Source organism: Methanobacterium bryantii (assembly GCF_002287175.1).
Lineage (GTDB): Archaea > Methanobacteriota > Methanobacteria > Methanobacteriales > Methanobacteriaceae > Methanobacterium_D > Methanobacterium_D bryantii.
In genome coordinates this window covers 1-13,419 of sequence record NZ_LMVM01000012.1, presented here as the reverse complement: position 1 = coordinate 13,419, position 13,419 = coordinate 1, and the positions used below count along the sequence as shown (strand labels likewise).

At 36.0% G+C, this 13,419-nt stretch carries 10 protein-coding genes; 7 read left to right on the top strand and 3 right to left on the bottom strand.

Features of this window, described 5'->3' with window-relative positions; genetic code table 11:
• The first annotated feature begins 61 nt into the window (after nt 1-61).
• The 7 genes from ASJ80_RS05650 to ASJ80_RS05620 all read left to right on the top strand — a co-directional run bounded on the left by ASJ80_RS05650 (nt 62) and on the right by ASJ80_RS05620 (nt 10,628).
• Nucleotides 62-2,467 carry a chitobiase/beta-hexosaminidase C-terminal domain-containing protein gene (locus ASJ80_RS05650; protein ID WP_069581999.1) on the top strand — a complete coding sequence of 802 codons (2,406 nt, stop codon included), beginning with the start codon at nt 62-64 and terminating at the stop codon, nt 2,465-2,467.
• A gap of 81 nt (nt 2,468-2,548) precedes the next feature.
• Complete coding sequence (locus ASJ80_RS05645) at nt 2,549-7,318, top strand: cobaltochelatase subunit CobN (RefSeq protein WP_083240831.1); 4,770 nt, start codon at nt 2,549-2,551, stop codon at nt 7,316-7,318.
• A 260-nt stretch (nt 7,319-7,578) separates the two neighbouring features.
• A complete protein-coding gene (locus ASJ80_RS05640; protein WP_069581996.1) occupies nt 7,579-8,286 on the top strand; it encodes a DUF2162 domain-containing protein in 708 nt (235 codons plus the stop codon).
• Nucleotides 8,287-8,299: 13 nt separating this feature from the next.
• Nucleotides 8,300-8,968, top strand: coding sequence for a MotA/TolQ/ExbB proton channel family protein (locus tag ASJ80_RS05635; RefSeq protein ID WP_069581992.1), 669 nt, complete (start codon nt 8,300-8,302; stop codon nt 8,966-8,968).
• A complete protein-coding gene (locus ASJ80_RS05630; RefSeq protein WP_069581989.1) occupies nt 8,937-9,272 on the top strand; it encodes a DUF2149 domain-containing protein in 336 nt (111 codons plus the stop codon). The genes ASJ80_RS05635 and ASJ80_RS05630 overlap by 32 nt, the downstream gene beginning before the upstream one ends.
• A 376-nt stretch (nt 9,273-9,648) precedes the next feature.
• The gene (gene cbiM, locus ASJ80_RS05625) at nt 9,649-10,323 is read left to right on the top strand and encodes a cobalt transporter CbiM (RefSeq protein WP_048082283.1); all 675 of its coding nucleotides are present in this window, start codon (nt 9,649-9,651) and stop codon (nt 10,321-10,323) included.
• Nucleotides 10,320-10,628: a PDGLE domain-containing protein gene (locus ASJ80_RS05620; protein ID WP_069581984.1), complete on the top strand. Its 309-nt coding sequence runs from the start codon at nt 10,320-10,322 to the stop codon at nt 10,626-10,628. Before cbiM ends, ASJ80_RS05620 begins: the two co-directional genes overlap by 4 nt.
• 27 nt (nt 10,629-10,655) lie before the next feature.
• On the opposite strand, the gene ASJ80_RS05615 is transcribed toward ASJ80_RS05620, so the two are convergent.
• The 3 genes from ASJ80_RS05615 to ASJ80_RS05605 all read right to left on the bottom strand — a co-directional run bounded on the left by ASJ80_RS05615 (nt 10,656) and on the right by ASJ80_RS05605 (nt 13,011).
• Complete coding sequence (locus ASJ80_RS05615; RefSeq protein ID WP_083240830.1) at nt 10,656-11,240, bottom strand: GAF domain-containing protein; 585 nt, start codon at nt 11,238-11,240, stop codon at nt 10,656-10,658.
• Between the two features lie 27 nt (nt 11,241-11,267).
• Nucleotides 11,268-11,891, bottom strand: a complete 624-nt coding sequence (locus tag ASJ80_RS05610) for a hypothetical protein (protein WP_069581981.1) — start codon at nt 11,889-11,891, stop codon at nt 11,268-11,270.
• A 145-nt stretch (nt 11,892-12,036) separates the two neighbouring features.
• Entirely contained in the window at nt 12,037-13,011 is a 975-nt protein-coding gene (locus ASJ80_RS05605; protein WP_069581977.1) for a DNA-3-methyladenine glycosylase family protein, read from the bottom strand.
• Between the last annotated feature and the right edge of the window lie 408 nt (nt 13,012-13,419).

Sequence of the window (13,419 nt, the reverse complement as noted above, 5' to 3'; positions counted from 1 at the left end):
GATAATAGGCATTGAATTTTTACAAATTAAATTTAAAGAAAACTTTTAAAGGAGGGAGAAAATGAGAAAGGAAGTAAAAATGGTCATGGTAACTGTTATACTGTTGTTATCCTTTGCCAGTATCAATGTTACCAGCGCGGCTAATGTTTATAACATTAGTGCTGATTCATATAGTAACTATTTCAATGAATCGGGGTACATTAAAGGTGCGAATATTAAGGCGGGTGATGTTTTAGACGTGTATGGTACTATCTATGATAAGAACATGTATATTGACCGTCCTTTGAATATAACCAGCAGTAGTAAAACGGGGAAGATCATCAATGGAACCATCAACATTCTGTCAGGTGGTTCAGGTTCGAATGTAACTGGTTTAAGGATTAACAATACTCGAGATGGAGTGATGGGAATATTCCTTAAGGATACGCAGAACAACACAATAAAAGGGAACACCATCCAGTGTGATGGATCTTCAGGTCATGGTATTGCATTAACAGGATCCAACTGCAATAATATCCTGGAAAATAATTTGTCAGAATTCGAAACAACAGTTGGATGGACACACTCACCAATCATCCTGGGAAACAGCAACTACAACAACATCAAAAATAATTACATCATATCCCGCGTTTCTAACTGCATTTACCTATCCATATATGGTTCTGGCGGTGGATTATGCTACTATAACAACATCACAGACAACACCTGCATAGGCGTGGACACCTCCTGGTGTTATGCTATCCAGATGATGGGGTCCTACAATATAGCAAGGAACAACACCATCACAGTTTCCAACTTAACGGCAGGAACCTATGGTAAAGGAGCCTACCGGGGCATCTCATCTGAATCTGGGGGTAATACCATAACTGGAAACACTATTTACGCGACGTATTGCGGTATTTTCGCATCGGGTGACTCTATAATATCGGGAAACACTATATATGGTTATAAAGATGATAAAACTGCTGATTATACCAATCAAAGCAACAGCGGCATCACAACAGGCTCCAACTGTACAGTAACTGATAACATTGTCAACATGTTCTACGGGGGATATGGAATTTACGTAACAGGAAACAGTAACATCACAGAAAATAAAATCACAACAGCTGATACAAGTAAAGAAAGTATTTACATATACGGTGGAACCAGTGGCATTAATATCTCCCGGAATATCATAAACTCAAATAGTACGGGGGTCCTGTTAAAAAAACAGTCCTCAAGCAAATGCCCCACCAACACTACCATAAACGATAATGAAATAATCACCACCAGCACCTATGCCATAGACTCAACTGGCGGCACCAGTACCACCATTAAGGGTAACTATATGAATTCAAATGGCAAAAGGGGTAATGATGCTGTGGCTTCTGCTTCTGGTGATGTGGTTACTGGTAATTCTGGTAAACTGTTGCCTTCGGCGGATGTTGGGAGTGGCTCTTTTAATAAGGGGATAACTGTGCATTTAACTGCTGTAGATAATAATGATCCTAATCCTAGAATTTATTATACTTTGGATGGTAGTGTTCCGACTGTGGGCAGTACTTTGTATACTGGGTCAATAAGCGTTAGTAAGGAAGGGATAACTGTTTTGAAGTTTATTGCTGTTAATTTGGATGGTGAAGTTTCGGATGTAGTTACAAAAACTTATATTGTTGACACTAAGGTTCCTACGGCGAGTGTTAATGTTCCAGGTGGAACGTATAATGTTAGTAAGAGTGTTGCTCTTTCAATGAGTGAGTCTGGAAGTATTTATTATACTTTGGATGGTAGTACTCCTACTACTGGCAGTACTAAGTATGCTGGTTCTTTTAGTGTTGGTTCTACTTGTACTTTGAAGTTTTTGGCGGTGGATAAGGCAGGTAATAAGTCTCCAGTGTACACTGTTAAGTATGTTATTGATAAGACTGCTCCTAAAGCTAGTGCTAGTGTTAAGGCGGGAACGTATAACGTTAGTAAGAGTGTTATTTTGAAGATGAGTGAGTCTGGAAGTATTTATTATACTTTGAATGGTAAAACGCCAACCACTTCAAATGCAAGGTACACTAAGCCGATTAATATGGCTTCAACGCATACTTTGAAGTTTTTTGCGGTGGATAAGGCAGGTAATAAGTCACCGGTGTACACTGTTAAGTATGTTATCGATAAGGCTGCGCCTAAGGTTAGTTTAACCAGTCCTAAAAATAAGGCGGGGAAGGTTTCTAGAACAGGTACTATTGCGGTTAAGTTCAGTGAAAGCGTTAAAGCGGGTGTGAATTGGTCTAAAGTGTATATTAAGAACCTTAAAACTGGGAAAAAAGTTGCAGTTAGCAAAGTAATTAAGGGAAACATTTTGTACCTTAAAACTACCAGCAAAAAATCTTCTTACACCTGGTACCAGGTTTATATCCCAGCATATGCTGTAAAAGACAGTGCCGGCAATAAACTAGCTAAAGCATATACTTTTAAGTTCAAAACAGGAAAATAAAAACCTTATTTTCTTTTTTGAAGTACAATTTAAACTTCAAAAGTAGGAAGTGTTACTATCAAAAATATCAAAAAACAGGGCATGAAAATTTTGCTTTTAATGGCTGTACTTTTGTTTTCTTTCGCTCTTTGCGGGACTGTATCTGCAGATAATATTACAGGTAATCAGTCTTTGAATACAACAAATAACAGCACGTTAAGTAGTGGAATTTACAGTGCCTATTCCACATCTCAAAGTACCGTTTCCAAATTGAATATCAGCGGAACTGTCCGCGATGCATATGATAAATCAAAAAAGGAGTATGCTGGAGAGTATAATGATGCGGTACCTGTTTCTAACGCGACAGTAAATTTAAGAAATCAGAGTAATAAAAAGATAATTAAAACTGTAGTTACAGGTAATTCTGGAACTTATACTTTTAGTAATCTGACTAAGGGGAGTTACATTGTAGAAATACTGTATAAAACTTATAAAAGCTTTACTAAAAGTATAACTCTCACTACAACGCCCCTAACTGTCAACCATACATTTGTTCCAGATATAGCTGTTATCAGTTATTCTGGTACTTCCAGTACTGATGGCCAGCTTAATAAGATGCAGACACTTCAAAACTTAAGCTGCAGGGTTTACACTATTGAAAGCTACAGTAAAGATGATTCTAAGTGGTGGATGTTGAAATATACCAATTTTATCATGGTGGATATGTACAGTTACAACTTTGCTATACCTGCAGATGTAATTGCAGATAGCCCCGCCAACCAGAATCACAGGATTGCATATGTATTTGGGATTTATGATGCAAACTTCATATCAAAGTATATAGGCAGCTGGAATTTTTTAGGTGGGACCGATAAAAACAACACTTATAACACACTTGAAAACACGTATATTGGTTCTTACTGGCAGGCAGAAGCTGTAAATGATAGTAGCATAGTTAAAGAAAACATGCAGAACATGCTGGATTATATCTTCTATTTAATGGGAGAAACCAGCGTAAATCCTACTAAAATAGAGGGCAGAACCCCACTTTTATCTAACCCTACATGGGGAATATATCATCCAGATTATGGAATTTTTGGATCATCTCCCACCCAAAAAGAGATAAATGAATGGATCAAGGCAGATCCGGGCTATAATAGTGATAAATCTGGGAGTTTAAACTGGATGACCAATGAATTGAAAACATGGCAAGCGAAACATAACACCAATAAAGAGATTTATGCAGCGTTTGAAAAATGGTATAATTCGTCTAAATCAAAAATAAAGGGTTCATTTATAATTATTGCCAGTTACAACCCTGGAGGAGCCCTTGTAGATAAAATGATCAAAACTTATGAAGCTCAAGGCAGGGCCGTATTTAATTTATTCCAGTCTGCACTTACACCTTCAATTAGTCAACTGTTAAATGAACTAACCGTCGGTGTAAATGGCACTGGCCCATTATCAAGGGGTGTTGTCTGTGTAACTTCACTGTACAGCTGGTCAATGGATTATGCTAATATGGCTGATGGAGGTGCCATTGATGACTTTGCAGAGATGAACATTGAAATTATCAAGGCTGTTAATGGTATCAGTAACTATAGTTACACAAGTGCATATGGACCTCAAGCCGAATGGACCTATGCAGTGACTATTCCAGAGTTTGAAGGCGTTTTTGGAGCTGTGCCTGTATCTTATATTGATTCTAATGGTAATGAAATACCTGTACAGGAAGGTATAGATAAAGTTGTTCAACTGACCAATGGGTGGGCAAATCTTAAAGAAAAGGCCAATAAAGATAAAAAAGTTGCTATCGTTCTTTATGATTACCCTCCGGGGAAATCTAATATCGGTGCTTCTTATCTGGATGTTTTCCAGAGCCTCCATGATTTATTGGTAGCGATGTATGATGAGGGATACAATATTGGTATGAAAAGAAGTGAAATTCCTTCTGCTACGAAACTTTATACCATAATCGCCTCATTTGGTAATAAAGGTACCTGGGCTCAGGGACTTCTTAATGAGTATGTTGAAGACAACTATGCAAATCTTACTGCAAATAAACAGCTTGTAAATCTTACCCAATACATAAAATGGTTCAATGAATTACCTGAAACGCTGCAAGATCAATTAGTTGCTGAATGGGGCTCTGGTATTGGTAAAGTCATGGTTTATGATAACAAGTACCTTGTTATTCCAGGTATTGTTTGCGGTAACGTGTTTATCACAGTTCAACCAAGTAGGGGATGGGAAGAACTGGAAACAGCTGAAGATTATCACAGTGCAACGCTTCCACCTCATCAGCAGTATGTTGCATTTTATAAATGGTTAAGTGAAGTATTCAAAGCAGACGTAATGATAAACTTTGGAACCCATGGAACACTGGAGTGGTTGCCGGGTAGATCTATTGGAGTGCAGGCAGATGACTGGACTTTTCAATTATCCACAATACCAGACATATATCCTTTTATAACTTCTGATCCGGGTGAAGGTATGGTTGCTAAAGACAGGGCATTTGCTCTTGTTATAAGTCATATGACTCCAGCTACAGTTTCTTCAGAATTATATGGGGATTATGTCACCCTGCAGAATTATATCACTGCTTATAAAAATGCACTTAAAGTAAATGCTACTGATCTGGTGACACAGTATCAAATTAAAATTAAAAACGTGGCTGTTAATGACTTAGGATTGGATGGTCCGAAAACGGGTGAAAGTTTTGAAACATGGGTTAATAGCCTTGATGGTTATTTAGATGAACTTCAAAATAATCTTATCACATTAGGCTTACATATTTTAGGTAAAGGACTCACTGGCGATGATTTAATTCAGGAAACAGTTACGATAGCTTCGTCGAGAACGAAGGTCATGGATAACATCAAAAAATTATTGTATCCGTCATTAAGTGTAGATTATTACACTATGACCCACAATACTGCATATGATGAGAAAGTAACTACTATTAAAAGCAAATTGACCTATTATATAACTCAACTGGTTAATGGGGTTTCTTTAGCTAATCTAGCGGCAAAGAATGGTATCAGCAAGCAGAGTGATTTATATGCTAATTTAGAGTTTTGTGTGGAAACAATTTCAGAATTATCAAACAATACTGAAATAGAATCTATTATAACAGCTTTAAGTGGGGGTTATATCGTGCCGGGTTTGGCAGGGGATCCATCTTACTGCGATAGTTTACCTACAGGTACCAGTATGTACTCTGTTGATTCTACTAAAATGCCGAGTGAAGCAGCATGGGAATCTGCTAAAAATATTGTTAATAAGCAAATAGTTGAGTATTATGAGGAACATAAAAAATTCCCTGATACTATAGCTATTGTTATGTGGGGTACTGAACTGCTGCGTACTGAAGGTGTCGCTATTGCTCAATTTTTATATTATTTAGGTGTTGAGCCAGTATGGGATGCCAGCGGCACAGTAACTGGTATTAAACTAATGAAACTATCTGAATTAACTATAACTCTTAGTAATGGTACTGTAATCCACAGGCCGCGCATAGATGTTTTTGCAACAGCAGTTACAAGTAATGTAAACTGGTTAAAACTCATGACCGGTGCAGTGGCACTGGTTAATGCTACAAATGAAAGTACAAAAGATAACTATGTTAAAAAACATTATGCACAAAACCCCTCTTTGGATCGTATATTTGGTTTACCTGGAGCGGTTCTTGAAGGGACAGGAGTATCTGATTACCTTCCAAACACGGGTAAATGGGAGCATAGTGCTGATGTTACCAAAGAACTAGCAGAGATATACCTGTCAAGAATATCTAATGCATGGACTGTTGATAAAAATGGTAATATTGTCGTGTCCAGTAATAGAGATACCTTTGAGTATTTATTAAAGAATACAGACTTAATAACCCAAAATATTGACAGTACATGGGGATTATTAGATTCAAGCGATTATTATGATTGGCTTGGAGGAGTAACTCTAGCATCTCAATATTTAGGTGCAAATCCAGATACATCTATTGTTGATATCCGTAACAAAAACGATATCATAACAAGGAGCCTTTCTGAAGAGATAAATTTGGAGATTAGATCTACGTTATTAAACCCAAAATACGTGAATGCTCTTTTGAACCAGGGAGCAAGCGGTTGGCTGGAATATTCTGCAAGGATTGAAAATTTAGCTGCATTTGATCTGATCAATAAAGATACAAATGGCGGAAAACTCGTCAGCGATTCTACATGGAATCAACTGGCCAATACTTTGCTGAGTTCTGCATTCAGTGTTAACGCAGATTATAAAGCATTTTCTTTCCAGAGTATGGCCGGATGGCTTATTACGGCATATCGTAAAGGTCTGTGGAATGCAGACTCGAAAACTATTACCGACTTGGTTGATACTTATATAAAGTCTACTTCGTACGGTGTTACCTGCTGCCACCACACGTGTGCTAATATTGACTTCAGCAATTTCCTGATGATGAGTTCCTCTTTGAGTACGGCCCAGCTTAAACAGTTCGCGGATATGATGTATAAGGCTACTGGTCAGGTTTTAAGTGAGAACTCTAATGGGGAAAATTCACAAAATTCGGGTAAAGGCCAATCTGATACTGGTAAAGGCAGCGGCAGTGTTGGTTCTTCTGGAAGCGGCGTGGGCAGTGTTGGAGCTGCAGCGGTTACGGCTGCAACTAAAAGTGCTTCAAGCAGCAGTAGCAGCGCTTCAGTAGCTTCTGGCAGTAACAATGCCTATGAAGTATCTACAGCAGCTTCTAGTGGTGCGTCAGGATCTTCAGGTGTCCCTGTAATGGCTATAATTGGTGTAATATCAATTTTGTGTTTACTTGGTGCTGGCTACTTCAAATCAGATATTTTGAACCTGTTAAAACGGTCTAAAAACTAAAATTTCCCTATTTTTTTATTTAAGTAGGGATAAAAGTCATGAAAAGTATCTGGTTTGGTTGTGTAATAAAAATAGGTATATTTAAAGATAGAACGTAATAATTTCTATTTAATTATTACTAATTGGTGAAATAACTGATTTAAGTAATAATTTTAGATAAATTGTATTACATTTTTGGTGAAATAATGGCCCTATGTAATAATAAAAGTAAAATAGAAAGTATTATATTGAACTAAACTATAAAAATTGGGTTGATTATCATGTTAGAGTTATTATGGCAAATGGGAATATTATCTGCAATTTTAGTGTTCGGTATTAAGATCGGGCTTGCATCTGGATTTGCTGGGCTTTCTAAAAAAGCTGCAGTGGGAGTATCTGCTGGTTACGGTCTTGGAATATTCATATTAGCATTTTTAGTTTCAGGACATACTGATATTGTTTATAAGGTCGTGTATGATTATAATTTCGCTATATTTTTAGCTATGTCAGTTATAATTATGTATGCAGGTTTTCACACCATTAGGGAATGGAAAGTGCATCGTAAAAATCATGCTAAGGCATCATGTGCTGCAATGATTGCACCGTGTCCATGTTGTTTTGGGGCGGTTATAGCAGCTATAGTACTGGCTTCTCCATTTATAGGAGTTTCTACAGTATTTGTTGGGCAATATGCGGCTGTTTTCCTTAGTATAACTATACTTGCCTTTTATTTTGCATCTGGTGCAATAGTAAGGGTTTTGAAGAAGCCTTACCCTGTTTTGTTGGGTAATTTTATGCTTTTTGTTGGCCTTTACTTTTTAGCTTCTGCTATAGTTATTCCAAATATAAGTACAGTTCTTCAATCTCAAATGAGCCCGTTAACTGTTCCATCTGCAGAAACATTGATTTATGCAGTACTACTTGTTGTAGTACTTGTATTTGCAGGATTTTACCTGACAAAAAAGAGAAGCATTCTAATACAAAAATAAATGAGGTGATTTAATGGCGACAATTCCTGGAAGTGAAGCATTAAGTGCAGCTTTACACGTTATATCCCAGAGCCTTCTTATACCTGTTATTATAGGTTTACTGGCCTTTATGGTCTATGCAATAATTAGTTTTGGAGGTTTACTCTCTGAATATTCAAGCAGGGTTAAATTTGAAGTTGGGGACGTTAAAAAACTTATAAAAGACATGTCAAACCCCGGCACCCCAGAACATGTACTGGAAGTGGTTGAAAAGAGTAATTTATCTGAAAATCATAAGGAAATACTGGTGAGTATTGTAGAGTCTGATGATATAGGTTTAAAATCAAGGGAATCCCTTGCAAGGAAGTTAATTGAAAATGAAGAATATAAAATAGCTAAAAGTCTCGAGAAAACAGATATCGTAACACGGCTTGGCCCAACCCTTGGACTTATGGGTACATTAATACCAATGGGTCCTGGTTTAGCAGCTTTAGGTTCTGGAGACATAAATACTCTTGCACAGGCAATAATAATTGCTTTTGACACTACTGTTGTTGGTATAGCTGCTGGAGGTGTTGCATACGTCATTTCTAAAGTTAGAAGGCGGTGGTACGAAGATAACCTTTCGACCCTTGAAACACTGGCAGAATCTGTTCTGGAGGTCTTAGAAAATGCTTCGAAAAAACCGGCGCAGATTACTTAACACTCAAGAAGAAGATCCAATGGCAGGCACATCTAATTTAGTAGATGCAATGCTCGTATTGGCCGTTGGATTCCTTATATTTCTGGTATTATCATGGAATATGCAGAGTGTTGTTTTCAGTGATTCAACTTCAGAAGAGAAAAAACAGACCATGGAAGCCATGAAGAAAGCTGCTGAAATTCAACAGGGTAAACAACTCAACAACACACCACAAAGCCAATCTGGACAAGGAAAAGGTTATGTGCAAATGGGAACGGTATATAAGGATCCTAGCAGCGGTAAATTGATTATGGTTGAGGGTTGACGGTTACTTTTTTTATATTTTTTCATCTATTTTTTTTAAGATAGGTTAAGCTGAGTTTTAGGGCTTAGTATACTATTTATAGAACGATCAGAAATTGTCGTTTATTAGTTTTTTTTGTCTGAAATAGTGTGTTATTACATTTTCCATTAAAAATAGAACTGATGTAATACTTTTTTATTACATTTAATGATGAAATAATGGTTTTTGTAATACTGATGGAAAGCTTTATATGATTAAAAATTAAAAGGCATAGACGGAGAGTTTAAGGGTCATAGAGCTTTAAAATGGAGTATTAACTTTTATCCTCTGAAATCAGGTTTGGTAATACTCCATTAACTTAAAAATGATCCTTATAAAGTAAAGGGAGGATAAAAATATGCATATACCAAATGGATTTATACCTTTGTGGCAGTGTGCCATTTATTTTGTTATTCTTATTGTGGCATTGTACTTCTCACAAAAATGGGCCAGAAAGAACCTTGATGAAAAATCAGTTCCGTTAATGGCAGTTTTAGCTGCAGGTATATTTGCCATAATGTCCATGAACATTCCTATAGCATTTGGAACGAGTGGACATATGGTGGGAGGAGCATTAGTCGCACTTGTATTCTGTGCTCCCGAAGCAGCAGTTATAATATTTACATTAGTACTACTTGTTCAGGCTTTATTCTTCGGAGACGGTGGAATAACTACAATAGGTGCTAACGTACTTAACATGGGAATTATAGGAGGATTTGTAGGACTTTTCACATTTAAAGCCCTTAGAAAATCAATAGGAAAAATAGCAGCTATAGGCGTAGCATCATGGTTATCTATTTTCTTAGCATCTGAAGCAGTTGCAGTAGAAATGTGGCTTGCTGGAACGTTCCCACTTGTACCTGGACTTGAAATGATGGGATTATACCATGCATTAATCGGAATCATTGAAGCAGTTCTAACAGTGGTAGTAATTATGGGACTGGAAAGTGTAAGGCCAGATTTACTCGCTTGGAACAGAAAAAAGAATGTTGAAGAAACTAAATCTGAATCTATGGAGGCTGCAGCAAAATGAGCCCTAAAGACAAAAAATTAGTCCTGGGAGGATTAGTAATCTGCATAATAATTGCTGTTTTAGCACCATTTATAGCTTCAAGCAATCCTGATGGACTTGAAAAGACTGCAGAGGACGTATCTACCACTGAAGAGTCAGGAATTTATGAGGCACCAATGCCAGATTATACTATACCATTTTTAGGTGAAGATAATCCTTACGGTGGAATAGTGGCATTGATTGTAGGTGTTCTAATAACTTTAGGACTTGGATACATCGCAGCAGTTATTTTGAAAAGAAGAAACCCGCCTGAAGCCTTAAGATAAATATAATTATTTATTTTATTTTTTTATTTAAAACAAGTTTTCAAGAACTAGACCATAAAAATCAGCTATTTTTTCAATTATTTTCAGGTTTTTATCTGTATAATCTCTTTTAGGGTTACCAATGACAATTTGGCCGGTAATTCTGTCTTTTGAAAATACAGGAACAGATAAAAACTGTTTTACAGGAACATGTCCCTTTGGAATCCCATGAGCAGCTTCATGGCCAGTAACATCTTGAGTATAAAATGATTCCCCTGTATCCAGTGAATATCCCAGAAGTCCGCCGTAGGTACCATCTTTTCTCACAGGAAACCGCGATTCTCCTATTTTTTCGTACATATCGCATTCGGGCGTCATTTTAGTGAATGAAATTCCTACACTATCCTTATTTTTGGGATCTACATAGGCTACATAACAGTATTTACTTTCAGTTAATCTGGTTGCCTCTTTTAAGATAGTATCTGAAATTTCTTTAAGAGAAAAAGAACCATTTAAAATATCTGGAATGTGATTTTTATCTCCACTATGAATATATGAATCAATAACGCCAATTATAAATTTTGGGTTTTTACGGGATTTATCCTGAGTTTTAAAGTTTTCTTCAACTTTCATTTGGAGTTCCCTACTTATTTTAGTCGGTTATAAATCTAGTTTTGAATATACTGGATCGTTTTTACTTATAATTTTAATTAGTTTCCCTGTTATATATTCTAATGGAATTTCTAAGCTGTTTTCTACTTGAACAAACTTATGTCCTTCTTTTTGAAATGATTTTTCTACTTTTAGGATTTTAAACGGAATAATGCCCAGTATTTTAGCTTTTGAAAACCAGTAAAATGAAACTGGGCAAATTTGAGGCCATAAAATCAGATCATTAGTTTTAACTGATTCTGGATTTTCTTCAATAAAAAGTAGATCCTCTTTTAAAGCAAATGGATCAACATCTTCCTTTAATTTTAAAATAGTTGTTTTATTACATTTTAAGTGTCTTTTATGCTTTTTTAAGAGTTTAAATAAGTATCTTGAGGTTATAATCTCTAGTTCATCATATGCAACATTATTGAGCATATTATCCTGAACTCCTCTTTCAAAGGCACCTGTAAGTCTAATCCATGCATCTAACTCATTACAAAAAGTATTTTTACTTGTAGACCTCATTGGACATTTCCAGCAGTACTTATCCCTTAAAATTTTTTGTATTCTTGCATGGAATTCCCTTGAAATTTCACTGAATTCATCCAGTGCATCTGAAAGCTCGCCCATACAAATCACTCATTGACATTTCAACCTTTCAAAGTAATGTTTCACGCTTTTTGTGGTCTGATTATTTAAAGCTTGTTTTAGCTAAATAAATTTATTTAACTCATCATTTTGATATTATTCAATATGGTGATAAATTATCTTCTAATTATTTCTTCAAGGTCTTCATAAGCCCGGATTTCCGCGCATAGTGGAATAAATACAGCTGTGTATATCCTGCATAATTTCCAAACCTTTCTATACCAAATTTTCTCATTTTAGGGTTTGTAACGTTCTTCCCATCAAAGTAAAGACTGGAAACGATTCTACTTATCCATATATCCACTGGGAAGGCTTTTCCAAATCCATAACCGTAAAGGAGGATACAGTCCCCTACTTTGGGCCCCACTCCAGGAATCTTGAGTATTGTATCAAAAGCAGTTTCATAGTCCATTTTGCTAATTTTCTGCAGATCTATTTCGTTTTGAACCATTTCAGATGCCTTAATTATGTATTTTGACCTGTAGCCTACGCGGCAGCTTCTAAGGTCTTTCCATGAAGCCCGTGTTTTAAGTAATTCTGGGCTGCATTCTTCTTCATCAAACTCATGTTCCGGGGCATTTGCAAGTATTTGAGGGCTAGGAAAAGAGTAGAATGTACCTGATGAGAATTTGTATTCATCTCCAAATTTTTCCTTTAATAGATTTATAGCTTTGTTCCACTGCTTTATGGAGTTATGGGCAGATGTTATGGAGCATACAACTGATTCAAATAAGTTATTAGCTTTAAATAGTCTTAAACCTTCACAGAAATCGATTGTAGGTTCTAGTTTGGGGTCATTTCTTAAAAAATCATATAACTTAGGGAGATCATCATTTAAACCAAAAATTTCCATTATTTTAGCTTTAATCTGTTCTTTTTCTATTTCTTCTTTGGATTCAGCTATTATATCAATTGGATCATCAGTGTTGGGCGTATGGGCTATTTTTACAAGGCAAGCGTTATTTTCTACAAATATTAATCCTTGAAAGTATTTGCCTTTCTTCTCCCATGCAGGCTGGGAGGTCTGGCCGCTTCCAATGGTAAGTTCAATGTCGAATGGACCTTTAAATTCATGGGGTTCTATTTTAAATCTGGTCTTCATATGCATCATTATTATTTAAGATCATCAAATTACAATAATTTTTTGCAAATGTTTATCATAAAATGGAGTTTGTCTCTCTTGCAAATTACAGTTTTTTAAAATAATAGTCAAAAATTAATCAGTATTTGTTTTAAACTGGAAGTGGTAAACTCATTTAAAAAAATTGTATTGTCCATGTACATCAGTTAAAGGATAATTGATTTTTAGGAGTAGAAAGTGATGATTTTGCAATTTAAAAATAGCTTTTGCAGATTATGGCTTTTTGATGTTGATTTTTTCGGTTTGGTACTGCTTCATTTAATTCAATTTTACTTGATATTTACTCAACTAAAATGGAAATATTTATATGGTTGATTTGTACAATTGGTATTTTGTACTAATATTTTAAATGGAAAATGAAGGTGTTAG

What these genes read in the sequence shown, in the direction of transcription:
- ASJ80_RS05650 (WP_069581999.1), top strand. Translation starts at nt 62, where the DNA reads ATGAGAAAGGAAGTAAAAATGGTCATGGTAACTGTTATACTGTTGTTA.
- ASJ80_RS05645 (WP_083240831.1), top strand. Translation starts at nt 2,549, where the DNA reads ATGAAAATTTTGCTTTTAATGGCTGTACTTTTGTTTTCTTTCGCTCTT.
- ASJ80_RS05640 (WP_069581996.1), top strand. Translation starts at nt 7,579, where the DNA reads ATGTTAGAGTTATTATGGCAAATGGGAATATTATCTGCAATTTTAGTG.
- ASJ80_RS05635 (WP_069581992.1), top strand. Translation starts at nt 8,300, where the DNA reads ATGGCGACAATTCCTGGAAGTGAAGCATTAAGTGCAGCTTTACACGTT.
- ASJ80_RS05630 (WP_069581989.1), top strand. Translation starts at nt 8,937, where the DNA reads ATGCTTCGAAAAAACCGGCGCAGATTACTTAACACTCAAGAAGAAGAT.
- cbiM (WP_048082283.1), top strand. Translation starts at nt 9,649, where the DNA reads ATGCATATACCAAATGGATTTATACCTTTGTGGCAGTGTGCCATTTAT.
- ASJ80_RS05620 (WP_069581984.1), top strand. Translation starts at nt 10,320, where the DNA reads ATGAGCCCTAAAGACAAAAAATTAGTCCTGGGAGGATTAGTAATCTGC.
- ASJ80_RS05615 (WP_083240830.1), bottom strand. Translation starts at nt 11,240, where the DNA reads ATGAAAGTTGAAGAAAACTTTAAAACTCAGGATAAATCCCGTAAAAAC.
- ASJ80_RS05610 (WP_069581981.1), bottom strand. Translation starts at nt 11,891, where the DNA reads ATGGGCGAGCTTTCAGATGCACTGGATGAATTCAGTGAAATTTCAAGG.
- ASJ80_RS05605 (WP_069581977.1), bottom strand. Translation starts at nt 13,011, where the DNA reads ATGAAGACCAGATTTAAAATAGAACCCCATGAATTTAAAGGTCCATTC.